Here is a 23,670-nt window from a genome sequence, read left to right on the forward strand (position 1 = left end):
CCTTTCCCAAGGACTGGCAAGAACGAAACCAACCTCGTGAAAATACCTTTATACCCAGTATTAGTCGCGATCTTCCGTATTTTCAAGCCAGACATCCTCATGCATCACCTGGGTCAAAAAGCAGTGCTTGACCCTTTTCAAAATGGTGTATACGTTGTTTTTACGCAAGAGGCACGCCATCCAGGCGTGACTGCATGGCGGACCCTGCAAACAACAGCAACAGAGGACCCCTCCCATGAACGACAAACCGACGATCGCGGTCATCGGCGCCGGCCTGGGCGGCGCCGCCGCCGGCGCCCTGCTGCAGCAGGCTGGCTATCCGACCAAGGTGTTCGAACAGGCTCCCGCCTTCTCGCGCCTGGGTGCCGGCATCCACCTCGGCCCCAACGTGATGAAGGTGATGCGCCGCATCGGCATCGAAGACCGACTCAATGCCATGGGCTCCCACCCCGACTTCTGGTTCAGCCGCGATGGCATGACCGGCGAATACCAGTCACGCATTCCGCTCGGTGAATTCGCCCGCCGCGAGTACGGCGCCGCCTACATCACCGTGCACCGCGGCGACCTGCATGCCCTGATGGTCGATGCCCTCGATCCGGCGCGGCTTCATTTCGACAAGCGCCTGGTGGATGTCGACGACAACGGTGACAAGGTGGTCATGCGCTTCGCCGACGGTACCAGCGAGAAAGCCGACCTGGTGATCGGTGCCGATGGCGTGAATTCCCGCATCCGTGAAAAGCTGCTCGGCCCCGAGGCGCCCATCTACAGCGGCTGGGTGGCACACCGCGCAATCATCTCTGCCGACAAACTGGCCGCCTACGACCTGGATTTCGAAGCCTGCGTGAAGTGGTGGTCGGAAGACCGGCACATGATGGTCTACTTCGTGACCGGCGATGAGAAGGAGTACTATTACGTCACTGGCGTTCCCGAGCCGGAGTGGAACCACGGCACCTCCTTCATCGACAGCTCGCGCGAGGAGATGCGCGAAGCCTTCAAGGGCTATCACCCGGTGGTCCAGGCCTTGATCGATTGCACCGAGAAGGTGACCAAGTGGCCCCTGCTCGAGCGCAGTCCCCTTCCACTGTGGCATGACAACCGCCTGGTGCTGTTGGGCGATGCCTGTCATCCGATGAAGCCGCACATGGCACAGGGAGCGGCCATGGCCATCGAGGATGCCGCCATGCTGGTGCGTTGCCTGGAGGAAGTCGGTGCCGACCGCTATCGGCAGGCCTTCGAACTGTACAAGGCCAATCGTTTCGAGCGCGCCTCGCGAGTACAGAAGGTCTCCCATGACAACACCTGGCTGCGCCATGACGAAGACCCGTCATGGGTATTCGGCTACGACGTGTTCGAGGAACCTCTCAAGCAACCTCAACCCGCCACCACAGGGAGTCCGGCATGAGCAGCACCTTTCTCTACGGCGCCAACGTGCACGCCAACGGCATTCGCCAACACTATCTTCGTTATGGCGGCAACGGCTCCTCCACCGGCCAGCCACTGGTGCTGATCCCCGGCATCACCAGCCCCGCCGTCACCTGGGGCTTCGTCGCCGAGCGTCTGGGCAGGCACTTCGACACCTACGTCATCGACGTGCGTGGGCGCGGCCTGTCATCCAGCGGACCGCAACTCGACTACGACACCGACACCTGCGCCGACGACGTGGTCGCCTTCACTCATGCCCTGGGGCTCGAGAATGCCGTACTGGCCGGGCACTCCATGGGCGCCCGTTTCGCCGTTCGCGCCATGACCCGTGGCGCCAAGGCAGTCGACAAGTTGGTGCTGATCGACCCGCCGGTGTCGGGTCCCGGCCGTCGCGAATATCCCAGCAAGCTGCCCTGGTACGTCGATTCGATCCGCGACTGCATCCAGGGTGCCGACATCGAGACCATGCGCCAGTACTGCCCGACCTGGAGCGAGGAGCACCTGCGCCTGCGCGCCGAGTGGCTGCACACCTGTTTCGAGCCGGCGATCGTCCAGGCCTTCGAGGAATTCCACAGCGTGGATATCCACCAGGACCTGCCCGGTATCGACGTACCGACGCTGTTGATCTGTGCCGGCAAGGGTGGTGTCATCCAGGACGCCGACAAGGCCGAGATCCGCGAACTGTTGCCCTCGATCCACATCACCACCGCCGAAAATGCCGGCCACATGATCCCCTGGGACGACTACGAGGGGTTCTTCACCGCCTTCGGCGATTTCCTGGGCCCCGAGCTTTGAGGGAGTACAGTGACATGACCAAGACCTACCGCATTGGGCAGATCGTACCCAGCTCGAACGTCACCATGGAGACCGAGATCCCCGCCATGTTGACGGCACGACAACAGATCCGGCCCGAACGCTTCACTTTCCATTCCAGCCGCATGCGCATGAAGACCGTAAGCAAGGAAGAGCTGTCGGCGATGGATGCCGAGTCGGACCGCTGCGCCCTGGAGCTCTCCGACGCTGCCGTGGACGTGATGGGCTATGCCTGCCTGGTGGCGATCATGTCGATGGGCCCCGGCTACCATCGCGAATCGCAGCAACGTCTGCGCCAGCGCACTCGAGAAAACGGCAGGGAGACACCAGTGGTCTCCAGCGCCGGCGCCCTGGTCGATGCGCTCCAGGTAATCGGCGCCAAACGCGTGGTGGTCGTGGCGCCCTACATGAAACCGCTGACCGAGCTGGTGGTGGACTATATCCGCCAGGAAGGCATCGAGGTGCTCGACTATCGCGCCCTCGAGATCCCCGACAACCTCGAGGTGGCACGTCACGACCCGGCCAAACTGCCGGAGATCGTTTCAACCCTCGACCTCGCCGAGGCCGACGCCATCGTACTTTCCGCCTGCGTGCAGATGCCGTCGTTGCCCGCCGTGGCCAAGGTCGAGGCATTGACCGGCAAGCCGGTGATCAGCGCCGCCATTGCTACCACCTACGCCATGCTCAAGTCGCTGGAGCTGGAGCCGGTAGTGCCGGGTGCCGGTGCGCTGCTGTCAGGTGCCTACTGAGGAGAGCCATCATGTCGAATCGCGAGGCCAATTCGGTCGCCGACAACTACAAGGGCGTGTGGGACAGCCGCATAGGATTCGGTCGCAAGGCTGCCCTGATAGTGGTGGACTTCATGCAGGGCTATACCACCGAGGGCTCGCCACTCCATGCCCCTGGCGTGGTGGATGCCGTGGCCAACGTGCCGCCCCTGCTGGCAGCGGCCCGAGAGGCTGGCATCCCGGTCATCCATACCAATATCCGCTACCACGGGCCCGATCATCTCGATGGTGGCGTATGGGTGAAGAAGGCACCGGTGATGAAAGCCATGGTGGCGGGCAACCCCTACGCCGAGTTCTGCCCCGAGGTGGCGCCCCAAGGCGATGAACTGGTGATTACCAAGCAATACGCCAGCGCCTTCTTCGGCACCTCTCTGGCACCGACGCTGGTGGCCCTGGGGGTCGATACCCTGGTGCTCGTCGGCTGCTCCACCAGCGGTTGCATTCGCGCCACCGCGGTCGATGGCATGCAGCACGGTTTTCGTGTGATGGTGGTACGCGAATGCGTGGGAGACCGCCACCCCGCCCCGCATGAAGCCAACCTGTTCGACATCGACAGCAAGTACGGCGACGTGATTGGCCTGGAGGAAGCCTTGACCCATATCAACGACAGACGCCAAGCCCGGGACTGACCTCACTCCCCCGACTCGCCTTGCTCGTTCATCTTGGTCAACAGATGCAGCAAGGCGACACGCTCGGCGGGGTTGAGGTTGCCCATGGTCAGATCGGTGACGTGCTGGGCACGCGGCACCATCTCCTCGACCAGGTTCTCGCCCTGCGGCGTAATGCTGACCATGACCTTGCGTTGGTCGGCGGGGTCGGTAGAAAGCGTGATCCAGTCGCGCGCCTTGAGCCGCTTGATGACACCGCGGATGGTGGCGGGATCGATGGCCGTGGCATTGACGATCTCGGTCAGCGAGCTGGGGCCGTGATCCATCACCGTGCACAGGGTCACGAACTGGATCGCGGTCAGTTGCTTGTCGCAACTATGACGCTGAAAGATCGCGGTATGGCGCTGATACGCCTTGCGCAACAGGTGTCCGACCTGTTCCGAGAAATCGTAACCGTGCTCGGAAGGCGTGTGTCGCTCACTTTTTTTCGATTCGTGATGTTGGGTCTCGGTTGGCATCGGCGATCCTATCCATTCCATAAGGCGCATGGTCACGGTATATGACGAGGTATTTCGACACTTCATGAGAGGGTGGAAAACTCTCGGTCACTGCGGCATATTTACAGTGTATACACTATAACCGCTTTGCCACCGGAGACAACATCCGCTTGCCTCGAGAATCAATCATCAGGAGCTCTTCGATGGCGCGTTCTTCCCTGCCCCCGCGACATTCCCTGCTCAACGACCCCGATCTACTGGTGGTCTACCGCGACGCGGTGGTGCCCCCCACGCCTGCACCAGGGCAACCCGGCACGCACTCCGATTTCATTCCGACCGAGCCGGAGCTGTTCGTCGCCGTACTCGACGACGGGCATGTCATGGCCTTCAATGGCCACGTCGACTTGGGCACCGGGATTCGCACCGCCCTGGCACAGATCGTCGCCGAAGAGCTGGATGTGCGTCTCGAGGACATCAGCATGGTGCTCGGCAACTCCACCGAGGTGCCGAACCAGGGCCCCACGATCGCCAGCGCCACCATCCAGATCACCGCCGAGCCCTTGCGCCGCGCGGCGGCCCAGGCCCGCCACCACCTGCTGTCGCTCGCCGCCGCACACTTCGGCGCGGCCACCGAGGACCTGCGCAGCGAAGACGGCCGAATCCATCTCCATGACGATCCACAACAGGCCATCGGTTACGGTGCGCTACTGAAAGGGCAACGTCATGCCCTGAAACTGGCCGATGACGTGGCCCTGAAAGCCGTTGGCGACTACCGTGTCGTCGGTCAGGGAGCGCCGCGGGTCGACATTCCCGCCAAGGTCAGCGGCGAACTCACCTTCGTTCACGATCTGCGTCTGCCCGGAATGCTGCATGGCCGGGTGGTTCGACCGCCTTATGTCGGCCACGACCGTGGCGATTTCGTCGGCCACAGCCTGATGCATGTGGATGAGTCCTCGGTAGCCGATATCCCAGGCCTGGTCGAGGTGGTGGTCATCGGCGACTTCGTCGGCGTGGTAGCCAAACGCGAGGAAGCGGCGATCGAAGTCGCCCGGCGCCTGAAAGTCACCTGGCGTCCCGTCACCGAACTCCCCGAGCTGCATGACCTGGAGCAGGCATTGCGCGAGCTGCCCGCCAAGCATCGCCCGCTGCTAGAGGAAGGCGACGTCGACACCGCCCTGGGTCAAGCCAGTCACCGACTGAAGCGCACCTATGTGTGGCCCTACCAATTGCATGGCTCGATCGGCCCCTCATGCTCGGTGGCCGACTACCGCGACGAAGGCCTCACGCTCTGGTCGGGCACCCAGAACCCCCACAGCCTGCGCGCCGACCTGGCCAGGCTGCTGGATCTCGACGAGGGCATGATCGACATTCAGCGTATGGAAGCGTCCGGCTGCTACGGTCGCAATTGCGCCGACGACGTAGGCGCCGATGCCGCCTTGCTGTCACGCGCCGTGGGCCGTCCGGTGCGGGTACAGCTAAGTCGCGAACAGGAGCATGGCTGGGAGCCCAAGGGCGCGGGGCAGCTCATGGACGTCGACGGCGGATTGAACGGTGACGGCAGCCCGGCTGGCTACGACTTCGTGAACCGCTATCCGTCCAACAATGCCCCGACCCTGGCGCTACTGTTGACCGGTACCGTGGCACCGAGCGACATCCCCTTCGAGATGGGCGACCGTACCGCGGTGCCGCCCTACCGCTATCCACACCGACGCATCGCCTGCGATGACGTGCCGACCCTGGTGCGTGCCGCCTGGCTACGCGGCGTCTCCGCCCTGCCCAACACCTTCGCCCACGAAAGCTATATCGACGAACTGGCGTGGATGGCCGGGATGGACCCCGTCGACTATCGCCTTCGTCACTTGAGCGACGAGCGTGCCCGCTCCCTGGTCGCTGCCGTGGCGCAGCGCGCCGAATGGACGCCTCGTCTCGCGGCCAGCGCCGAGCGGGAACGCGACGGTTGGCGATGGGGGCGCGGATTTGCCTACGCCCAGTACGTGCACAGCAAGTTCCCCGGCTTCGGCGCCGCCCTGGCGGCCTGGGCCGTCTTCCTCAGGGTGCATCTCGAGACGGGACGCATCGTCATCGAACGTCTGGTCGTCGGCCAGGACGCCGGCTTGATGATCAACCCGGCGGGGGTGCGCCACCAGGTGCACGGCAACGTGATCCAGACCTTGAGCCGCACCTTGAAGGAAAGCGTCGCGTTCGAAAACGGCCTGCCCGTCAGCCGCGAATGGGGCGGCTATCCGATCCTGCGCTTCTCGGAACTGCCCGAGATCGACGTACTGCTCCTGGACCGATCCGAGGAGCCTCCGCTGGGGGTCGGCGAGTCGACCTCCCTGCCCGGCGCCCCGGCGATCGCCAACGCCCTGTTCGATGCCACCGGGGTACGGTTCTATCGACCGCCGTTTACCCCCGACTCGGTTCGCAAGAGGTTGCACGCCTCTCGGCAAACGAGAGCCGGCGCAGCATCACTATTATTTGAATGAGTTATAGGTTCACCAAGGCACCGGTGTGGCTCCTTCATTCTCCAGAAGGTACACCTTGAAGGCTTGCCATAGTGGACTGCGATAACGCTCGGGATGCCACACCAGAGAAAAGCTTCGCGTCAGATGCAGTCCACTCGCCAGCTCCACCAGCTCCCCTCTTTCCAGCTCACCCGACACGCTCAGCCACGACAGGCACCCCAGGCCCAGGCCGGCCCGTACTGCCTGCTTGATCGCTTCGTGCTGGCTGAGCTCCATGCGTACATGCAAGCGCTCCACATGGTGGAGCAACGCGGCCTCGAAAATCTCACGCGACCCCGACCCGGGTTCACGCAGGATCCAATGGGCTTGCTGAAGATCGGCGTCTTCGAGCCGCCCCTTGGCCGCCAGTGGGTGCTGTGGGGCGCAGACGATCACCATACGATCCTCACACCATGCCGCACTGGCCAAGCGAGGCTCATGACACTGTCCCTCGATCAAGCCGAGGTCGGCATCAAAGCGCAGTACATCCGTGATCACTTCGCCGGTGTTGCGCAGTCTCAGACGCAGATCAACTGCCGGGTGATCCTCGCTGAAGCGTCCCGCCAACGGCGGCAATAGATAGGTACCAATGGTCGCACTGGCCGACACGTTGAGTGTGCCCCGTAGTTGCCCTTCTGGCTCCTGGGCCGCCGCCACGAAATCTGCCACCCCGTCCAGCAGACGTTCGGCACGCGGTAACAAGTGACGCCCCATATCGTTGAGTCGTAGACGCCGCCCCAGTCGCTCGAATAAATCGACACCAAGTTGATTCTCCAGGTCGGACAGCCCCTGACTGGTAGCGGATTGCGACAGACTGAGCTGCCGTGCGGCAGCGCTCACCGTGCCTTCGCGGGCCACCGCGACGAAGATCTGGAGCTGGCGGAAGGTCACGTGCGGGGTCATATATCGGCTCCACCGAACAGCCATATTGTTATTACATGATAACTATTTTGCATAATTGTTCCTAGGCTGGTGCCAGATACCAGCAAGAGGTACAACGCCATGTGGCAAGGCCTGATACTCTGCACCACCCTGACCCTGGCCGGCTTCGCCCTGGCCAATGTGCCAGGTTTGGCCGAGAGCGGTATCAGCCCCCTGGTCTATGCCCTTCTGCTGGGACTTTTGGTCGGCAACCTCCCCCTTTCCCGCCACCTTTCCCAGGTTCAGCCGGGGCTCAAGTTCGCCACTCGCTGGCTGTTGCGCGGCGGCATCGTGCTGTTCGGGCTGTCGCTGACGATGCAGCAGATCTTCGCCTTGGGCCCCCGGGTACTGCTGCTTGACCTGCTGGTGATCAGCGCCGTGCTGGTGGCTGGCTACCTGATCGGCACCCGGTTGTTGGGCATTGACCGTGAGACGACCCTGTTGACCTGCGCCGGCAGTGCCATTTGCGGCGCTGCCGCGGTACTCGCCACCGAGACCACGATTCGTTCGCGCCCCGCTGCGGCGTCGATGGCGGTGGCAACGGTGGTACTATTCGGCAGCCTGGCGATGCTGGTCTATCCGCTGCTCTATCCAATAAGCGGCATGACCGAGGGCCTTTACGGTATCTACATCGGCGCGACCATCCACGAGGTCGCCCAGGTGGTTGCCGCTGGCGACGCCGTGGGGCCAGAAGCCTTGGCCAATGCGGTTATCGTCAAGCTGGTGCGGGTTCTGCTGCTGGTTCCCTTTCTCCTCATCGTAGGCCAGTGGTGGTTACGGCATCAGGCTACCGCTGCGGTACCCGGTGGCAGCAAGCTGGTAATCCCCTGGTTCGCCTTTGGCTTCATGGCCATGGTAGGGGTCAACAGCCTGGTCTCATTGCCCCCTGCCCTCCACCAGTCATTGGTACTGGCTGGGCAAGTTGCACTCACCATGGCCATGGCGGCATTGGGCTTCGAGACCCGCCTGGAAAAGCTCAAGGCATTGGGCCTCCGCCCTTTCATCCTGGCACTGACGTTGTTCGTTTTGCTGCTCGCAGGTGGTTGGCTGGCCAGCTACCTATTGATGGGCTAATTACTCAGGTAAAGGGCTATCGTCGTGTCACACAACCTGCCACAAAAAACCCCCTCCGAAGGGGGCTACCTGAACTGATGCTTCGCCGGCAGCTGGATGCGATCCAGGATCGGTGAGTAGAAGGCCTTATCCCCCTCAACATGATCGATCCGGGCACCGATGGCCTCGATCAGCCGTTCGGCCTCGTCGACGAGGTCGAAGATTGCCCTCGCACTGGGCGACGTTGAAGAGGTTGAAACCCTTGAGGATGGCGAAGTGCTGCTCCTTGGGCCTGCCCTCCTCGTTAAGGACAGGCTGGCCCTCATCATCAAGCACTTCACGTACCATGGGCTTGTAGACACAGACCAGGGTCGATGCCTCGCCCTTACGGACCGTGCCACACAGATGCAATCACTCAGCAGTGACTCGGGGGATGCGTACCGTACGTTGCAGCCCGTGGCGATGTGCCAGGGCGGACATATCGTGGGATGACATGTAGACAGCGGTTCCAGCGCTTGCAAATCTAGTCCCGTTCCCGGTGCCCGCGATCCCGTTTCCAGCTCTCTCGGTCTGGTCCCCGGTGTTCACGATTCCGTTCCCCATGTTCACGATTCCGTCCCCCATGTTCACGGTCCCGCTTCCAGCTCTGTCGATGCCCTTCCCGGTGCTCGCGATTCCGTTTCCAGTGCTCCCTATCTCTTTCATGGCGCTCACGAGTCCGTTCCCAACGATCGCGATCCCGGTCCCAATGGTCGTGATCCCGGTCCCAGCGGTCCCTCTCATAGTCCCAATGGTCGCGATCATGATCGTAATATCGATACTCACGATGCCACTCACGATCATGGCCGTACCCGCCATCGTCGATGACGATGGCTGGCTCCGTCCTGATATGCGCCGGCTGGTAACTACACCCCGCCAGGCCCAAGATGGCGATCGCGCTGAACAGCACGAAGAGCAGGCGCATACGTTTCTCCGTTTGAGCCGTGATGCCTCATACTAGCAAGCGGCTTTCCCCAGGCCATGTGGCAGGATGGCGACACCCGATGGCAATAATGTGGAAGCTGGCCACCTTATGAAAGGCAGCCAGGCAGTTCCTGCTATGGTTCCATAGCATGCCATAGGAGGAGACAGGAATGATCAAGGAAGTTCGACTCGCAGCCGCTCTGGCCCTGTGTGGGACCTTAGCTGGCTGCGTCGCCTATGCCGATGGCTATGGATATGGTGGTGACTACCATCGCTATGGAACACCCATACCCAAGGGACATATGCCACCCCCAGGAGAATGCCGGACCTGGTATCCGGATCGGCCCGCCGGCCATCAGCCGCCGCCCGAGTCATGCCATTAACAGCGCCTGCCTGAATCCCATCCAGGCGCTCACTGAACTCATAGTGCCTCTGCCGACAAGGGGGTCCCGACTTCGCCACAACACATTTCCGGCCCCGGGCTTTCGCCATGTAAAGGATCCCCCAGTCCTTCCGCACTGAGCCGCGAGCGAATACCTGGCCGCGGGAGTCGATGGCCGGGTTCGGGTCATGCAGCTCGGGGGACCCTCACGCACATCCCATGATGCCGCTCGGCTTCTACGCCATAACGAATGGTATAAAAGCCGAATCATAATCGCTGGGAGAACCACGTGACCGAACGCGAGAAGATGCTGGCGGGTGAGCTCTACGATGCCCGCGACCCGGAGCTGCAAGCTTTGCGCCGCCGCGCCCGGCTGCTGATCCAGGCGCTCAATGCCTGCCGTGACGATGCCGAGGAGGAGCGTGCGGCCTTGTGGCGTGAGTTGCTGCCCGGGGCGGGACAGGGGCTATGGATCGAACCCCCGTTCTATTGCGACTATGGCTGCCATCTCTGCCTGGGCGACAACGTCTTCTTCAACTTCAACTGCGTGGTGCTGGATGTGGCGCCGGTGACCATCGGTAGTAACGTGCTGTTCGGCCCGGCCGTGCAGCTCTATACCGCCACCCACCCGCTGGAGGCCGAGGCGCGCCGCAGTGGCCTGGAAGCCGGCAAGCCCATCATCATCGGTGACGATTGCTGGATCGGCGGCGGTGTGGTGGTCAATCCCGGGGTCGTCATCGGGGCGCGAAGCGTCATCGGTGCCGGCAGCGTGGTGACCCGGGACATTCCCTCGGACGTGTTCGCTGCCGGCAACCCATGCCGGGTGATCCGCCGACTGGAAAATTGATCGCATCGCGCCACGCCATCGCTTTTCTTGGCGGGACAGCACCGGCCGCCCGCTCGACGCTTGCCCATGCTGCGGTCATGGTGGCCGCGGGGCGGACTGCGCCTTTTTACTGCTGCGGCAGCGACCGTGCAATGATGTCGGCAAGCACCGTCTCGGGGTCGCGTTCCAGCAGTGGCTGGAGAAATCCCATCCGCCCGGCGATCAGGAGATTGGCGATGCCGTGCACGATCGACCACGCGGCGGCGATATCCTGCAGCCCGTCAGCATCCGCCATCGGGTCGTCTCCGCGAATGTTGCGCACGCTGTTGACGAGGGTGGCGAACGCCCCCGACGCGTGCTGCAGGAGATCGCTGTCATCGCTTGCGGGCCGCTCGGAGCCGAACATCAGCTTGAACAGCGTCGGATTGTCCCGCGCGAACGCGACATAGCCCAGGCCAGCCGCCACCAGGTCCTGCCTCGGGTCGCCTCTTTCGGCGTGCTGCCGGCTCGTCATGCTGCGGTTCAGCCGTTCGAAGCCGATGGTGGCGAGCGCTGTCAGCAGGGCATTCGCATCCTTGAAGTGATAGGCCGGGGCGGCATGGGAAACGCCCGCCCGCTTGGCACAACCACGCAGCGTGAAACCCTCCACGCCCTTCTCGGCAAGCTCTGCCTCTGCCGCATCAAGCAGCGCCCGGCGCAGGTCGCCATGGTGATAGGGTTGCTTTGGGGTGGGTGTTTTCGGGTTCATCTCTTTCTTCACTGTGTTGAAGCGCCTGCACGCCCTTATCTTGCCGTCCCCTAGTCTCCGCAACCGTACCAGGCCCCCCTGCCGATCACAATCTTGACGACGTAAAAATTAATCTTGACAGGAGAAAGAAAATCGCCAATCTTTCCACTGTCAAGATAAAGCGGCCAGCAGGAAACAGCCATGACGCCCGACATGATTTTCCAATATGCCAACATGACCGCCCTGGCCGGCTGGGCCGTGCTGCTCGCCAGCCCATGGCTCCCGCGGCTTGCCGACTGCCTTGCCGCGTTCATCATCCCCGGCCTGCTCTCCGTCGCCTATGCCGGCCTCGTCCTGGCGTTCTGGGCCGGAGCGCAGGGCGGCTTCGACAGCCTCGACAATGTCGCGCGGCTGTTTGAGACGCGCGAATTGCTGCTGGCCGGCTGGCTCCATTACCTCGCCTTCGACATGTTCGTCGGCGCCTGGATCGCGCGCTCGGCCCGCGAGGCCGGGCTTGCCTTCTGGCTCGTCATGCCGTGCCTGGTGCTGACCTTCCTGTTCGGTCCGGCCGGTTTCCTTGCCTTCATCACCCTGCGCGCCCTCTACGCGCGCCGCACTGGAACCACCACCGCCTGACATCGAGGAGCCTCTCCCATGACCGCTCTCGTTCCTTATTCGCCGTTCCGTCGCGCCACTCCGGGCTTGCGCGCCCTTGCCGCCGCCTTTCGCGATCACGAACCGCGCTTCACCGCCCTCGGCCTCCTGATGCTGGCGCTGATGCTACCGACTGGCTTTGCCGCCGCCGTGGACCCGCGCGAATTCCTGGGCGTCGACATCTGGGTGAAGCCGCTCAAATTCGAATTGGCGATCGCCACCTATGTTCTGACGCTCGCCTTCTTCGCCCGCTTCGTGCCGGCCGAGGTCCGGGCGAAGCGCTGGTACCGCGCCTATATCGGCGCGGTCGTCGCGGTGGCCGTCCTTGAAATGCTCTGGATCGGCGGTGCCGCCGCCTTGGGCACGGCGTCCCATTTCAACGAAAGCGCCCTCGGCATGGTGATCTATGCGGTCATGGGTGCCGGCGCCGTGCTCCTGACCAGCGCCTCGACCGTCTACGCCGTCCAGATCGCCCGCAACACGAAACCGGAGATCGGCAGCGCGCTCAAGGAGGCGCTGGTTCTCGGCCTCGCTCTCGTCCTGCCGTTGACACTTCTGACCGCCGGGACGATAAGCAGCATGGACGGCCACTGGATCGGCGGCCAGCCGAGCGACGCTGGCGGCATGGCGCTCATGGGCTGGGCGCGCGATGGCGGCGACCTGCGCGTCTCCCACTTCTTCGCCACCCATGCGATGCATTTCATCCCGGCTTTCGGCCTTGTCGCGGCCACCTTCTTCGGCGCGGAGAACCGCCTGCCGGTCCGCCTCTTCAGCCTCCTCTTCACCGCCTTCGTGCTCTACACCTTCGTCCAGGCCCTGATGGGCCAGCCCTTCTTGGCGATGGGGGGGTGAGGGGCGCCTGGGCAAGATGAGGGTTGTTCAGTCAATCGGTCAAAGGCGTCACGGCCAATGCCAATCTGTACTCGCTGTTCGAAACCGCCAAAGCGAATGGCTTGGAGCCCCATGCCTATCTCCGTTACCTGTTTGCGGAACTGCCGCGGGCGAAAACAGTTGCTACCATCGAAGCACTGCTGCCCGGCAATCTCGATAAGGTTCAAATCAAGATCAGTCAATCCAGTGCGTACTTCACTGAGCGCTTACGAAAAAATCCCATTTCTGAAGCTATGATTCGTCTCCTGCGCCTGCTGGCCCGCCCCATCGTCTCACCCTTCAGGCACTTCTGCCGCCACACCACCACGGGGATGCCGCGCAGCCAACGGACCAGCATGTGGCTGGTGATCCTGGACCTGGTGGCGGTCGCAGTGGCGGTGGCAGCGGTCATTGCAGAGGCGCTGCGCTGGGTGGAGGCGGTTATCCTGGTCTTGGGGTTCTCCATCCTGACCGACCTCATGATCGTACGCTCCATGGAGCGTACCCGGCATGTCGACGCCAAAAGCGGCGTCGAAGCCATGCTGGGAAGCGCCGCCGTGGTTGAGAAGGACTTTGAGGTTGCAGGCCAGCACGCTCGCGGGCGGGTTCGCTACAACAGCGAGAGTTGGGCCGCACGGGCCGAAACACGCGATGCGCCCAAACGCGGAGAGACTGTCACCATTGTCGCCGTGCACGGGATCACCCTGCACGTCGCCAGACAGAACGGCGATACGCCCCGTGAGTAGCAGCACAACCGCGCGCTGGTTCTCGTCGGTGAGACGCGCGGCCTTCTCGCGGCCCTTCTTGACTGCCCAGGCCATCAAGAAGATCAGGATGAGCAGGTCGCCGCCAAGGAAGATCAGCGTCCAGATCACGACGTCCATGCCAGTCCTCCTCTCACTCGTCGCTCTGGGCCGAGATCGGCCCGGTCGTCGTCGTCATCGGGCCCGCCGGCACCCGGTTCGCCAGCCAGCAGCACCATGACGATGAACAGCGCGATCCACTGTCCCAGCAACGTCATCAGGTTGCGTGCCTCACCGTTCGAGCCAACGAGGTCTCAGCGCCTGGGTCAACATCAGTCCGCGGTCCGGAACACGATCACGGCGGCGCCGGCGCCAGAAGGTACAAGATGTTTCGCTTGTCCGCACTTTACCGGCCATGTGTGCACGCCTTGGGAGAGCAATACAACCCTGACGGACGCGGGGATGCCTATAGTGTGTGCAAGATAGCTAGAAAAGCGAGTTCCTGTCGCCAGCGATGACATTCATGCCTCAGGCCTGGTGATCATTGCTGACTCTCGTGTCCTTACGGGAACGCCGTCATTCTTCCATTGTCTTTCATTTGTACTGCTTCAGCCTTGCTAAGGAGGGCAATTCAATGATCCGTAAACTGAACATGGCATTACTCGGCGGCGCGCTTGTGGTTACCAGCCATCACGCCATGGCGCTGAGTCTCTCCGCCAATGGCGGCAAGGATTCCCAACAGGTCGAAGTAAGTCAGGCGATACTGCCCATGTTACGTCTCGGGGTTGGCTACCTTAACACCGATGACAGCGGGCATAATGCCAAGGCGTATTCCGGTTCGTTGATGTTCTCGCCGTGGCTCACGGGCCCCGTCGACCTCTCGGTGGGAGCCCGCTATCAATATCAGGATACCCATCATGGTAATGGGGGCGGCGTTGGACTGGGCGGTTCGGTATTCGTTGACACGCCGATTCCCCTGACCTCCCTTGGCGCTTACGGCTTCCATACCCCGAACGGCATGACGCATGGCGATATGGACAAAAGCTATGAGTACGGCGCCCAGGCAAGAGTCAACGTGCTGGCACAGACGTATCTCTATGCGGGCTATCGCTACCTGCGCACCGACTTCGATGACGGGGGTGACACCGCCCAGACACTGGATAGCGGACCCGTGCTGGGCGTCAGTATCGGCTTTTGACGGCAGCGCTGGCACCCAAACCTGCCGGCAGCCATCACATCGCGCAGTAGTCCTCGGCCTTGTGCCTCGCTTCGATCTCGTATTCGGTACTGGGGGCAAGCATGAACTCGCTTACCCCATAGGGAGGATCCTCTGCATCGGCGGTCATTGCCTTAGGAAAGGGGCCCGGCGACCGACGTAGAGCGAACTGGATAGGATGCTTCAACCCGAGACATCATCAACACTGATCACGCTGGAATATCCACCCAACTCCACGGCATGCATCACACTTCCTATCGTCGACCCAACCGTGAGCGCTGCATCTGTCGCACTCCCTCCAATCATCTAGACGCACAGCGCTGCGAAGGCGCCCATCGCATCGCTTGCCTTGGTATTCCTGGACGCACTGTCCTTCAAAGGCGTTGGAGCCTGTCCGGCATTGAGGGCAAGACGAAATAGGCCGAGGTAGCGGCATAGAAGACTCCGACTCATTCACATTGTAAAGAGCATAGACCATCCGCCCAGGCGGTGGCCTTTATTCAGGAGAATGTCATGCCCAACACACACGAACGACCGACGATTGATCTCCTCTCCGAGTCAAGGCCAGGCCCCGAAAACGAGCCCAGCGGTTGGGGCGGCGATCAGTCAGCTCAAACGTCCGAACGAGAACCCATCTACCGATGTCAGTTTTCCTCTCCAAAGGACCCCATCGTCCGTTGGGATCAGGTTCGTTCCGGCGAAGAGTTTAGCTTCACTCAGGTGGATAAATTCAAACTGGATAGGGCCACCTTCTTCACTTGGGCGGCCATTAGGCATTTCTCCAACCCTGCTGAATGCATCCAGGATGCTATCGGAGTGCATTTTAAAGGCGTTCTCCATTGGCTCTCTCAGGCTATTAACCACTCCTTCGGCGTATTGTTTCTGAGAGATCAAGTTGCCAGTGATGATCGTTCCATTGATGTGGAGAGTTATACCCATTGACGCGCCTGACTCCGCCATGGCGATTAAAGAACTAAGCAGGTAGTCATTCTCTTGTTGATGATCGGACATTAGTTTCCCCTCGGAGATAGGATGGCGCGCCGCTGGCCATGGCTGCTGCCACCTGATCGGCTGCTGCGGCATCGGAAGTGATGGTGGCGGCTCCAGAAATGACGTGGCTGATAACCTGTGTGGTTGCCCGGCGGTGGTGTCTGCACATGCAGCAGCGCGAGGCTTTCGAGATCGGCATTGAGCCGCTCACAGTGGGCTGACAACTGTTCGCGGATCCCATATTAGCATGGCAGCGCAGCAGTCTGGCTTCATGGGCGCCCATCGGCGTGCCATCGCCATGCCGATAGCGGATGTCCCCTGACTTATTGATCTCGAGTTGTATCGGCAGGCGGCCCCTCTCCCTTCAGCAAGGCCTCCAGGGTACGCACAGGGCTGCATTCATGCCCTGAGACACCAGCGGGGCTCTCCTGGTTACCACGCTTATGCGCTCTTGGCAGTAGGCCAGTTCAGTGTCGGGAGTTCCTGCGTGACCGGGGACGCCGCTTGATCCGACGTTCGGGCTTGCACCACGGGGGCCAACCGAGAGCCTCAGCTCGCTCTTGCTGGCGTTGAGACGTATACCGGGTGCCAGGCGGATACAGCGCTGAAAGCGAAAGCCCACGGTGATCTCCTCGTCGGACGTTGCTGGAAAGCCTACAGCTTACTGCCTCATGGGCATGAAGGAATACCGGAAGATCAAAAGGTTGTTCCTTTTTCCGTCCCCTTTGGTCCTTTGAGAGTTATTCACACTCACGTGGTGGTTACACGGCGAGGGGGTATGGCCGACGGATTCTCGCTGCTGTCGGGCAGGTGCTGGATTACTGACCTGCCCTCATTCAGTGAGCCACTTACTGCTTAATGATGTCCTGTTGGGGGGCGATGTTATCTAGGGCCACAAGGAGCGCCGTTTGGCCCATGACTTTCTTCTGTCATCGCCGGAAACGACCTCGCGGCCTCTCACGTCCGTCACGACGAGTCGGCCGGACGATCGCCGCACGAGGGCACCCAGCTCTCGGCCCCGGGCATCGAGCAGAACGGTCCTCCCGGATGGACGATCGACCACCGAGACAATCGTCGGCCCATCGTCATCGGAGACAAGCCCTGCTGCCAGCGCTGAGGACGGCAGTGCCAGCAGGAGCATCGAGCAGACGACCCAACAACTTGCACACGGCAGACCTACTATTCGCGTGTATCGCATCAGCCAGTCCCTCTGTACATTCGTTCATGGACTCGTCGACCGGGTCGCCGCCGTTAACGCTGGCACAACACTCGGGACATCGCTCAATAGCCCGGATATTTCTCCCATATCCAGTCGTTGTCCGCGCCATCGTAATCATCGATATCCCAGCGCTGGAAACTCGCGAGATCCTCGGCGACTTCGGTGATCACTTCGCGTAGCTCAAGAGATTCTAGCCATTCATCGGGAATGGCCTTCACACCGAGAAGGACACCCAGCAGGTTGCCGGTAATCGCACCGGTGGAATCCGAGTCGCCATCGTGGTTCACCGCCAGCATCACCCCGTGACGGAAGTTTTCAGCCACCAGCGCGCAATACAGCGAGATCGCCAGCGCTTCCTCGGCCACCCAGCCCTGCCCCAATTGGGTAATGGCCTCCTGGTGCGGAGTGTCGGTTGCTGCCAGTCTCTCCGCCTTCTCGATGGCAGAGAGGGTGTCGCCTGTATCATCGAGTGCGTGGAGATATCCACTCGCTTCCTGAAGAGCCTGTTGGATCGTGCATCCTCGTGCCAGCAGGCTGATCATCACCGCCAGTGCCCCTGCGGGATGTTGACCGGTGGGATGGCCATGGGTGAGAGCGGCAGCCTCACAACCGAGCTCGAAAACCTCCAGGTTATGGCCCGCCAGGTGGCCAAACAGACCGATGGGCGCCACGCGCATCACCCCGCCACACCCCTTGCTGTCGTTCTCGGCCATATCGCCGAAACGGGCCTTGGTGCGTAACGCACTCAGGCAAGTATTGCCCGGCGCACGGCGATGATGAAGCTCTTGGTGTGAGAACAGCCAGCCCGGGGCCTGTTCGATGCTATCCGCCATGATCCCTTGCATCTCGGAGGCAGGCCGTTCTCCCTGGGTGAGCAGCCAGCGCATATAGGCATGGCAGAGGATGCTGGGATAGTGCGTAATGCCCTTGATACTGCCACGCACCCAGCTACGCAGCAGGCCTTCGGCAGTGAAGAGGGTCATCTGGGTATCATCGGTGATGCGGCCCAGTCCGCCATAGGCCCGGGCATACGTACCGATCCCTTCCGGTCCGAAGCGTTCGAGTATCTCCTGGCGAGACATGAATTCCACGGGCGCGCCCAGTGCATCGCCTACGGCGCCGCCCAGCAGACAGCCGGAGAAACGCTCTTGAAGCGTAATGTTGGCATTCATGAAACCCCTCCCTGCTGATCCTTCATTGTTATTGGCAGCCACAGGATAGTCACCAGTTTGTGGCAATGATGCGACGTAACCCGTCGCATGAGTTCATGACACGGCTTCCTCATCCAGTGGATGTCGGATGACGCAGAAGTGCAACTGTGCTTGGCAGCCCCAACTGTGCGATCCGCTCCAACCGAGCGAGAGGTACCGTGTTGACCTGCACCAGCTATGAAGCGATGACGGAGCAAGTATCAGTACCCAACATACAACCAATGCCGTCTTGCGAACGGGCGCTTCTAGGTTGTCGCGCCAGCATTGCCAGCAACAAGGTTGTCCACGTCGCCCTTGGTAGCCAATGATTCAGTAGCCGCCAAGTCGTCTAGGTTCAGTTGTTGCACGCGCGGGCGAAACACCGTGTAAAGTGCGTTCAGGCGCTCGCAAAGCCAGTCGTGCTGTTGTTTCCAGCTCTCGGTGTTTTCGACATCGAAGTTCGAAGGGCTCACGATCGCTAACAGTGATTCACGCTTGTCGGGATGCACTTCCCACAACACGTCATAGCCCAGCTCGGTTTCGATCGCTTCGCGATCGTGCTCGAGCGATGCCAGACACGATTCGGCGTTTTTGCTGATGACCAGCTCTGCCTCGACTCGCTTTTCCTTACGCCGCATGACGGCAGCCAGGCGAAATCCTGAACGGCCGATGCTGAATTTCAGATAGGGTTCAGCCCTGGGAGCGCGGTTACCGTTGCGTAGCGACCCACCGAAGTCTTCCACCACCTGCTGAAAGTCAGCCCAGTACTGGCGCTGCAACGTCCGCAAAGGCGATTCCTGATCAATGCCACGGGCGACCCGCGCCACACTCTTCGACCAGCCATTCGGTTTTGAGACAATATTGAACTTGGCCGCTGGCACTGAGTCGTTGATCTTCCATAGCTCGATCTCCAGGCCGAAGAAATTGATCTCCTCGCCGGTGATGTGATTGAGCCAGTCCAGAGCGGCACGATGCTCATCAGTGAAGTGCGCAGCGATCCAGACAATCGTAGCCGCCTCCAGGCCGGCTGTGTATGTCATGAGTTGCCCCAGGTGCCTATGATCGGTCTTCTCAAGTTGGTTCTCGATCAGCACCCAGTCGCTTGTCTGTGTGCTTTTGCACAGAATGTCGGCCCGAAATGGCCCTACCGGCATTTCTTCGGATTCCAGCTCAAGGTCGAGAATATTCAGCGTGTCACCGAGCATTTTTAAGTTCTGCTTTCGTGCCAGCCAACGTGTAAAATCAGTGTCTTCGCGGTTCCACGCTTCCCGCAGATCGATTCGTTCTAGCATACCCAGCTCTTTCATGCAATTTCCCTGTTCTTTGTGTGGCTGCCGAGCTAAAAGTGCCCCGTTACACTGTAGTCTACGCTTGGCATAGGAGAAGTCAGGATTTACCTATGCAATCCAGTTGAGTCTCTAGCCAGCCATTCCCTATGGACCGGAACAGCCTTCCACCAACGGATACCTGCGCAGCAAGAGCTCGCTTGTTATTTTCGACAAGCTAGGAACCTTGACCAAGGGTTCCCTTGGGGATATTGCTAACGCAAGAGGAGAAAACGTTCATGAGAAACGTTATGAAGATGAAACGCTAAAAGGCCTATCAATATTCTCATTTCTTTCAGAAAACCAAACAGACCATAGGCTCTATGAGTGCGCAGAAGATAACCATTTGAGTGTAAGATCAAGTTGAATACGAAAAATAAAAACCAACGAAGAGGCAATCATAAAGCTATTGAACATCTACTGCGATATACCACATAGGTTTTTCACAAAGCATGGCTCAATCATCAAACCCAGCGAGATATACGATATCTGAGCAGGTAGCCAACTATCCACCAGCACGGCCTAATAAAGCATTGACAGTGTTGACTATATAGCGGATTCAGTTCCCGCCACACATCAATTAACCCCGTAACAAGCATAAGTCTTCACAAGACAAAATCCTACCTGTCTGGCGGATAGCCAACCTTAAATATATCAAACAGCTCACGGATCGGCCCAGCATCGGCATGTTTATCTAGAGCGCTGATGTCGAAGTCTAAGCATGCGTCGATATCCTTGTGCGAAAAGTAGTAGGGGTGGATCAGTGCGGCATCAATTTGGTCCTCAGGTAGGGAGTATTCCCACACCTCGGCATCGGCGTTTTCCAGTAAAAAGGTCTGCAAGCAATCATGCAGCACTGGAGTCATGTGACGCTGAATGTTATCTATCTCGGTCATCACCTTTTCAATTTGTTCGTCGATATTTTCCTTGCTGTTGAAAAATACGTTGCCGCTTGGGTGGGCAATACGGTTTCGCTGCTTGACGAACTTGGAGAACTCGCCCACCTGTTCGTTACTACAACCCACCAGTTTTATGAACCGAAAGATGGCCGACTCTTTCAGGTTCTCGAAAAACTTAAAGGGTGTTTCGGCAGTGGCCAGCTTATTTTCCACCTCACGCTGAAACCCCACCATCGCGTTGTCGAAGTCGGCGCGGCGAGCAGCGCGAATTTGCCAGACCGAGAAGCATACGTAGCTCATATAGAGCAGATGAAACGCGAGGTTGGCGAACTCATATTTCTCTGCATTGTAATTGGTTTCAAAAGCGTCCCAGAGGAAGCGAATATAGGCCTCCTCGCTCTTGTCGGCGTAGGATGTGGGCAGGTAGTCGTGTATCCGGGTCGCCTCATCCATGATTGCCCTCCTCCTCGCCCCAGACGCGATTGATGGTCTGCTTGATCTTCTCCTCGAAGCGGCGGATCAGCTCCTTATTGGAATCAACCAGGCGCTGCTCGGCCTCGATTTCGGCAACGATGGTGCATTGGGTATCGATATCAGGAAGGGGGATTTTGTAACTCTTAAAAAAACCGTTATAAAAACTCTGGACGGTCACACCCGGCTTAATTCCTTCCGCAAGGATATCTCTTGACCTCGACTTCAAAATAAAGAATAAAAACTGAGGAATGACCGTATCGTCTTTAGGTATAAATGCTATCAAATCCTGATTGATGCACATGGGCCGAGATAACATCGCCACAGGAAATGAGTGTTTTAGGATACCAGAGCGCACGACACACACGACGGTACCTGCAGGATATTGCTTTGTCGAACTACCCTCGATCGCAGCCTCTGAAATATGGTCTTCAGTATCTAAAATTACATCTTCTTTCATATCCTTCGGTGAGACCCATGGGACATTCCCAGTCCAATTGTTGGGTTCAGACTTTGATGGCGTACCACCACCTGATGTCGAGTACTGCTTACCCAACTTCACCATCGGCCAGTCGGGGAGAACGGGGATGCGGATCTGGTAGTTTTCGACCACTTGGCGGGCGCCTTCGATGATCTTCTGATACGCTTCGATCTCCGCCACAATCTCCTTTTGTATGTCTAAGGGTGGCAGGGGGATTTCAAAGTTTTCAAAGAATTTCGAGTAGAAACTTTGGACCGTTACGCCTGGCTTAATCCCTTTGGCTAAAATTTCTTCGCTACGACCTTTTAACACCCAAAAAAGGTAGGCCGCCGTTATCCGATCCGAAATTGGAACTAAGGCTTTTATATCTTGATTGAAGCACATCGTCTTGGCCGTAACTGCTATTGGCAACGAATGTTTCAAGATCCCCGATCTGACAACACAAAGCACCGTTCCGGCACCTACTACTGTGGTCGCACTATCCTCTATCGCGGTCTCTGAGATATGATCCTCAGTGTCAACTAATAAATCAGACTTCATATCTTTCGGCGACACCCAAGGTATCGGTCCAGACCAAAATTCTTGAGACTTCTTTGATGGTGTCCCGCCACTCAGAAATTTTACAAGCTGCCCAAGAGGAACTACTGGCCACGTTGACGTAATCGTCTCCTTTATTCCGTAACGGTCGCCACTAAGATTCCACTCACCGTTCTCTCCAATCTACTCTCGGGTAACCACAAGCGCATTGTGATGCCGTTCTGCATCGAAGGCTTGGTACGCTCCGCCCTCGAGGGCCTGGCGGAAGGCCCGGACTGTCTTGACGGCAGCGGGCAGGTCATTCTTGTCGATGGCGCGGCGCTGGGCGCCGAGGTTGAAGCCGTCGTTATCGATCTTGAGAAAAGGATGCCGTTGCTCTTTTTTGCCAGCGGCTTGTCCAACAATAGAATGGAGGTCTTGACGCCGCTGTAAGGGTTAAAAACCCCGGCTGGCAGGGAGATAACCGCCACCAGATACCCCTTGACCAACATCTCACGCAGTTGCTTGTAGGCGCCCTGGCTCTGGAAGATGATGCCCTCCGGCACCACCACGGCGGCACGGCCGCTGGGAGTGAGGTGTTCGGCGATGTAATCGACGAACAACACCTCGGAACGCTTGGACTGCACACTGAAGCGGTTGTGTGGCTTGATCCCGCCCTTCGGCGACATGAAGGGGGGATTGGCCAGGATCACATCTGCCAGTTGGTTCCACTTGTCATCCGAGGTGAGAGTATCGTACTCCTCGATGTGGGGGTTGGTGAAACCATGCAGGTACATATTGACAAGCGACAGGCGCACCATATCGGGCGAGATGTCGTAGCCATGGATATTGGAGGCAAGACGCTTGCGGTCGTCTGGCGTGAGTTGATCGCCGTCGTAGCGTAATGGGCTGTCAAGGGTAAGAGACTCCATGTTCACGCCCCGCTCCTCGAAGGCTTCTAGTTCCTGGTGCGCCAGATAACCCCGCGTGTTGTGCTTGAGGATGTGTTTATAGGCAGAGATGAGAAAGCCCGCCGTACCGCAGGCAGGATCGAGGATAGACTCCTCCTTCTTCGGCTCGGCAATCTCCACCATGAAGTCGATGATATGGCGTGGAGTGCGGAACTGCCCGGCATCGCCCTGGCTCCCGAGCACCGAAAGCAGGTACTCGAAGGCATCACCCAAGCGCTCGGAGTGGTCGTAGGTGAAGGTGTTAACCTCCTTCAGGAAGCTACGCAGAGTCTCTGGGTCGCGGTAGGGCAGATAGGCGTTCTTGAAGATGTCTCGAAAAAGAGGTGGAACCCCTGGGTTCTCGTTCAACTTCTGGATCGCTTCGGAGTACAGGCTGAGCAAGTCGAAGCCACCCATGCCGGGAGCCATCAGCTTGGCCCAGCCGTACCTGGCGAACTCACCGGTGAAGAAGCTACGGTTACCGCCCAGTTCCTCGGCCTCTGCATCCATATCGTCCATGAACTTGTAGATCAACGCGACGGTGATCTGCTCCACCTGGGACTTGGGATCGGGCACCTTGCCGACCAAGATGTCACGGCAGGTGTCGATGCGGCGTTTTGTTTCGGTATCCAGCATGGGAAT

General features: G+C 59.7%; 24 protein-coding genes. 11 read left to right on the forward strand and 13 right to left on the reverse strand.

What is annotated here, in order from left to right; all coding sequences use genetic code 11:
• Window positions 1-235: 235 nt before the first annotated feature.
• The 4 genes from ACFOEV_RS00495 to ACFOEV_RS00510 are packed head-to-tail and all read left to right on the forward strand — an operon-like array spanning window position 236 to window position 3,652.
• A complete protein-coding gene (locus ACFOEV_RS00495; RefSeq protein ID WP_386770494.1) occupies window positions 236-1,402 on the forward strand; it encodes an FAD-dependent monooxygenase in 1,167 nt (388 codons plus the stop codon).
• On the forward strand, window positions 1,399-2,217 hold the full coding sequence (locus ACFOEV_RS00500; RefSeq protein WP_386770496.1) for an alpha/beta fold hydrolase: 819 nt from the start codon (window positions 1,399-1,401) through the stop codon (window positions 2,215-2,217). The genes ACFOEV_RS00495 and ACFOEV_RS00500 overlap by 4 nt, the downstream gene beginning before the upstream one ends.
• A 14-nt stretch (window positions 2,218-2,231) precedes the next feature.
• Complete coding sequence (locus ACFOEV_RS00505) at window positions 2,232-2,984, forward strand: maleate cis-trans isomerase family protein (protein WP_449280231.1); 753 nt, start codon at window positions 2,232-2,234, stop codon at window positions 2,982-2,984.
• 11 nt (window positions 2,985-2,995) lie between these two features.
• Window positions 2,996-3,652: an N-carbamoylsarcosine amidohydrolase gene (locus ACFOEV_RS00510; protein WP_386770497.1), complete on the forward strand. Its 657-nt coding sequence runs from the start codon at window positions 2,996-2,998 to the stop codon at window positions 3,650-3,652.
• Between the two features lie 2 nt (window positions 3,653-3,654).
• On the opposite strand, the gene ACFOEV_RS00515 is transcribed toward ACFOEV_RS00510, so the two are convergent.
• On the reverse strand, window positions 3,655-4,149 hold the full coding sequence (locus ACFOEV_RS00515) for a MarR family winged helix-turn-helix transcriptional regulator (protein WP_386770499.1): 495 nt from the start codon (window positions 4,147-4,149) through the stop codon (window positions 3,655-3,657).
• Between the two features lie 182 nt (window positions 4,150-4,331).
• On the opposite strand from ACFOEV_RS00515, the gene ACFOEV_RS00520 reads away from it, so the two are divergent.
• Window positions 4,332-6,614, forward strand: a complete 2,283-nt coding sequence (locus ACFOEV_RS00520; RefSeq protein ID WP_386770501.1) for a xanthine dehydrogenase family protein molybdopterin-binding subunit — start codon at window positions 4,332-4,334, stop codon at window positions 6,612-6,614.
• Window positions 6,615-6,623: 9 nt separating this feature from the next.
• Here the strand turns inward: ACFOEV_RS00520 and ACFOEV_RS00525 are convergent, their stop codons facing one another.
• A complete protein-coding gene (locus ACFOEV_RS00525) occupies window positions 6,624-7,535 on the reverse strand; it encodes a LysR substrate-binding domain-containing protein (protein WP_386770502.1) in 912 nt (303 codons plus the stop codon).
• A gap of 99 nt (window positions 7,536-7,634) precedes the next feature.
• Between ACFOEV_RS00525 and ACFOEV_RS00530 the strand changes: the two genes are divergently transcribed.
• Window positions 7,635-8,627: a YeiH family protein gene (locus tag ACFOEV_RS00530; RefSeq protein ID WP_386770504.1), complete on the forward strand. Its 993-nt coding sequence runs from the start codon at window positions 7,635-7,637 to the stop codon at window positions 8,625-8,627.
• A gap of 65 nt (window positions 8,628-8,692) precedes the next feature.
• Here ACFOEV_RS00530 and ACFOEV_RS00535 read toward each other — a convergent pair whose 3' ends face one another.
• On the reverse strand, window positions 8,693-8,935 hold the full coding sequence (locus tag ACFOEV_RS00535) for a zincin-like metallopeptidase domain-containing protein (RefSeq protein WP_386770556.1): 243 nt from the start codon (window positions 8,933-8,935) through the stop codon (window positions 8,693-8,695).
• A gap of 82 nt (window positions 8,936-9,017) precedes the next feature.
• Window positions 9,018-9,431, reverse strand: a complete 414-nt coding sequence (locus tag ACFOEV_RS00540) for a hypothetical protein (RefSeq protein WP_386770505.1) — start codon at window positions 9,429-9,431, stop codon at window positions 9,018-9,020.
• Window positions 9,432-10,240: 809 nt separating this feature from the next.
• Here ACFOEV_RS00540 and ACFOEV_RS00545 point away from each other — a divergent pair.
• Entirely contained in the window at window positions 10,241-10,798 is a 558-nt protein-coding gene (locus tag ACFOEV_RS00545; RefSeq protein ID WP_386770507.1) for a sugar O-acetyltransferase, read from the forward strand.
• Between the two features lie 106 nt (window positions 10,799-10,904).
• Here ACFOEV_RS00545 and ACFOEV_RS00550 read toward each other — a convergent pair whose 3' ends face one another.
• Window positions 10,905-11,537, reverse strand: a complete 633-nt coding sequence (locus ACFOEV_RS00550) for a TetR/AcrR family transcriptional regulator (protein WP_386770509.1) — start codon at window positions 11,535-11,537, stop codon at window positions 10,905-10,907.
• A 168-nt stretch (window positions 11,538-11,705) separates the two neighbouring features.
• Between ACFOEV_RS00550 and ACFOEV_RS00555 the strand changes: the two genes are divergently transcribed.
• From ACFOEV_RS00555 to ACFOEV_RS00565, 3 genes are read left to right on the forward strand one after another with little or no spacing between them, the layout of a single operon-like run.
• Complete coding sequence (locus ACFOEV_RS00555; RefSeq protein ID WP_386770511.1) at window positions 11,706-12,140, forward strand: ABA4-like family protein; 435 nt, start codon at window positions 11,706-11,708, stop codon at window positions 12,138-12,140.
• 18 nt (window positions 12,141-12,158) lie between these two features.
• A complete protein-coding gene (locus ACFOEV_RS00560; RefSeq protein ID WP_386770513.1) occupies window positions 12,159-13,010 on the forward strand; it encodes a hypothetical protein in 852 nt (283 codons plus the stop codon).
• A gap of 23 nt (window positions 13,011-13,033) precedes the next feature.
• The gene (locus ACFOEV_RS00565; protein ID WP_386770515.1) at window positions 13,034-13,774 is read left to right on the forward strand and encodes a transposase domain-containing protein; all 741 of its coding nucleotides are present in this window, start codon (window positions 13,034-13,036) and stop codon (window positions 13,772-13,774) included.
• A 125-nt stretch (window positions 13,775-13,899) separates the two neighbouring features.
• Here the strand turns inward: ACFOEV_RS00565 and ACFOEV_RS00570 are convergent, their stop codons facing one another.
• A complete protein-coding gene (locus ACFOEV_RS00570) occupies window positions 13,900-14,049 on the reverse strand; it encodes a hypothetical protein (protein WP_386770517.1) in 150 nt (49 codons plus the stop codon).
• A 356-nt stretch (window positions 14,050-14,405) separates the two neighbouring features.
• On the opposite strand from ACFOEV_RS00570, the gene ACFOEV_RS00575 reads away from it, so the two are divergent.
• Window positions 14,406-14,969 carry a YfaZ family outer membrane protein gene (locus ACFOEV_RS00575; protein ID WP_386770519.1) on the forward strand — a complete coding sequence of 188 codons (564 nt, stop codon included), beginning with the start codon at window positions 14,406-14,408 and terminating at the stop codon, window positions 14,967-14,969.
• A gap of 624 nt (window positions 14,970-15,593) precedes the next feature.
• Here ACFOEV_RS00575 and gvpU read toward each other — a convergent pair.
• From gvpU to ACFOEV_RS00610, 7 genes are all read right to left on the reverse strand, one after another.
• The gene (gvpU, locus tag ACFOEV_RS00580) at window positions 15,594-16,070 is read right to left on the reverse strand and encodes a gas vesicle accessory protein GvpU (RefSeq protein WP_386770521.1); all 477 of its coding nucleotides are present in this window, start codon (window positions 16,068-16,070) and stop codon (window positions 15,594-15,596) included.
• 271 nt (window positions 16,071-16,341) lie between these two features.
• Window positions 16,342-16,599: a DUF4236 domain-containing protein gene (locus ACFOEV_RS00585; RefSeq protein ID WP_386770523.1), complete on the reverse strand. Its 258-nt coding sequence runs from the start codon at window positions 16,597-16,599 to the stop codon at window positions 16,342-16,344.
• 659 nt (window positions 16,600-17,258) lie between these two features.
• Window positions 17,259-18,368 carry an ADP-ribosylglycohydrolase family protein gene (locus tag ACFOEV_RS00590; protein WP_386770525.1) on the reverse strand — a complete coding sequence of 370 codons (1,110 nt, stop codon included), beginning with the start codon at window positions 18,366-18,368 and terminating at the stop codon, window positions 17,259-17,261.
• 284 nt (window positions 18,369-18,652) lie between these two features.
• A complete protein-coding gene (locus ACFOEV_RS00595; RefSeq protein WP_386770527.1) occupies window positions 18,653-19,693 on the reverse strand; it encodes a DUF4268 domain-containing protein in 1,041 nt (346 codons plus the stop codon).
• Between the two features lie 638 nt (window positions 19,694-20,331).
• Window positions 20,332-21,063, reverse strand: coding sequence for a hypothetical protein (locus ACFOEV_RS00600; RefSeq protein ID WP_386770529.1), 732 nt, complete (start codon window positions 21,061-21,063; stop codon window positions 20,332-20,334).
• The gene (locus ACFOEV_RS00605; protein WP_386770558.1) at window positions 21,056-22,282 is read right to left on the reverse strand and encodes a restriction endonuclease subunit S; all 1,227 of its coding nucleotides are present in this window, start codon (window positions 22,280-22,282) and stop codon (window positions 21,056-21,058) included. Before ACFOEV_RS00605 ends, ACFOEV_RS00600 begins: the two co-directional genes overlap by 8 nt.
• A complete protein-coding gene (locus tag ACFOEV_RS00610) occupies window positions 22,234-23,664 on the reverse strand; it encodes a class I SAM-dependent DNA methyltransferase (protein WP_386770531.1) in 1,431 nt (476 codons plus the stop codon). Before ACFOEV_RS00610 ends, ACFOEV_RS00605 begins: the two co-directional genes overlap by 49 nt.
• Between the last annotated feature and the right edge of the window lie 6 nt (window positions 23,665-23,670).

It is taken from the genome of Litchfieldella rifensis (assembly GCF_042646605.1).
Classification (GTDB): Bacteria; Pseudomonadota; Gammaproteobacteria; order Pseudomonadales; family Halomonadaceae; genus Litchfieldella; species Litchfieldella rifensis.

Excerpts from the sequence above, each read along its gene's own strand:
- ACFOEV_RS00495 (WP_386770494.1), top strand. The coding sequence starts at position 236 with ATGAACGACAAACCGACGATCGCGGTCATCGGCGCCGGCCTGGGCGGC.
- ACFOEV_RS00500 (WP_386770496.1), top strand. The coding sequence starts at position 1,399 with ATGAGCAGCACCTTTCTCTACGGCGCCAACGTGCACGCCAACGGCATT.
- ACFOEV_RS00505 (WP_449280231.1), top strand. The coding sequence starts at position 2,232 with ATGACCAAGACCTACCGCATTGGGCAGATCGTACCCAGCTCGAACGTC.
- ACFOEV_RS00510 (WP_386770497.1), top strand. The coding sequence starts at position 2,996 with ATGTCGAATCGCGAGGCCAATTCGGTCGCCGACAACTACAAGGGCGTG.
- ACFOEV_RS00515 (WP_386770499.1), bottom strand. The coding sequence starts at position 4,149 with ATGCCAACCGAGACCCAACATCACGAATCGAAAAAAAGTGAGCGACAC.
- ACFOEV_RS00520 (WP_386770501.1), top strand. The coding sequence starts at position 4,332 with ATGGCGCGTTCTTCCCTGCCCCCGCGACATTCCCTGCTCAACGACCCC.
- ACFOEV_RS00525 (WP_386770502.1), bottom strand. The coding sequence starts at position 7,535 with ATGACCCCGCACGTGACCTTCCGCCAGCTCCAGATCTTCGTCGCGGTG.
- ACFOEV_RS00530 (WP_386770504.1), top strand. The coding sequence starts at position 7,635 with ATGTGGCAAGGCCTGATACTCTGCACCACCCTGACCCTGGCCGGCTTC.
- ACFOEV_RS00535 (WP_386770556.1), bottom strand. The coding sequence starts at position 8,935 with ATGATGAGGGCCAGCCTGTCCTTAACGAGGAGGGCAGGCCCAAGGAGC.
- ACFOEV_RS00555 (WP_386770511.1), top strand. The coding sequence starts at position 11,706 with ATGACGCCCGACATGATTTTCCAATATGCCAACATGACCGCCCTGGCC.
- ACFOEV_RS00560 (WP_386770513.1), top strand. The coding sequence starts at position 12,159 with ATGACCGCTCTCGTTCCTTATTCGCCGTTCCGTCGCGCCACTCCGGGC.
- ACFOEV_RS00570 (WP_386770517.1), bottom strand. The coding sequence starts at position 14,049 with ATGACGTTGCTGGGACAGTGGATCGCGCTGTTCATCGTCATGGTGCTG.
- ACFOEV_RS00575 (WP_386770519.1), top strand. The coding sequence starts at position 14,406 with ATGATCCGTAAACTGAACATGGCATTACTCGGCGGCGCGCTTGTGGTT.
- gvpU (WP_386770521.1), bottom strand. The coding sequence starts at position 16,070 with ATGCCGCAGCAGCCGATCAGGTGGCAGCAGCCATGGCCAGCGGCGCGC.
- ACFOEV_RS00590 (WP_386770525.1), bottom strand. The coding sequence starts at position 18,368 with ATGAATGCCAACATTACGCTTCAAGAGCGTTTCTCCGGCTGTCTGCTG.
- ACFOEV_RS00595 (WP_386770527.1), bottom strand. The coding sequence starts at position 19,693 with ATGAAAGAGCTGGGTATGCTAGAACGAATCGATCTGCGGGAAGCGTGG.
- ACFOEV_RS00600 (WP_386770529.1), bottom strand. The coding sequence starts at position 21,063 with ATGGATGAGGCGACCCGGATACACGACTACCTGCCCACATCCTACGCC.
- ACFOEV_RS00610 (WP_386770531.1), bottom strand. The coding sequence starts at position 23,664 with ATGCTGGATACCGAAACAAAACGCCGCATCGACACCTGCCGTGACATC.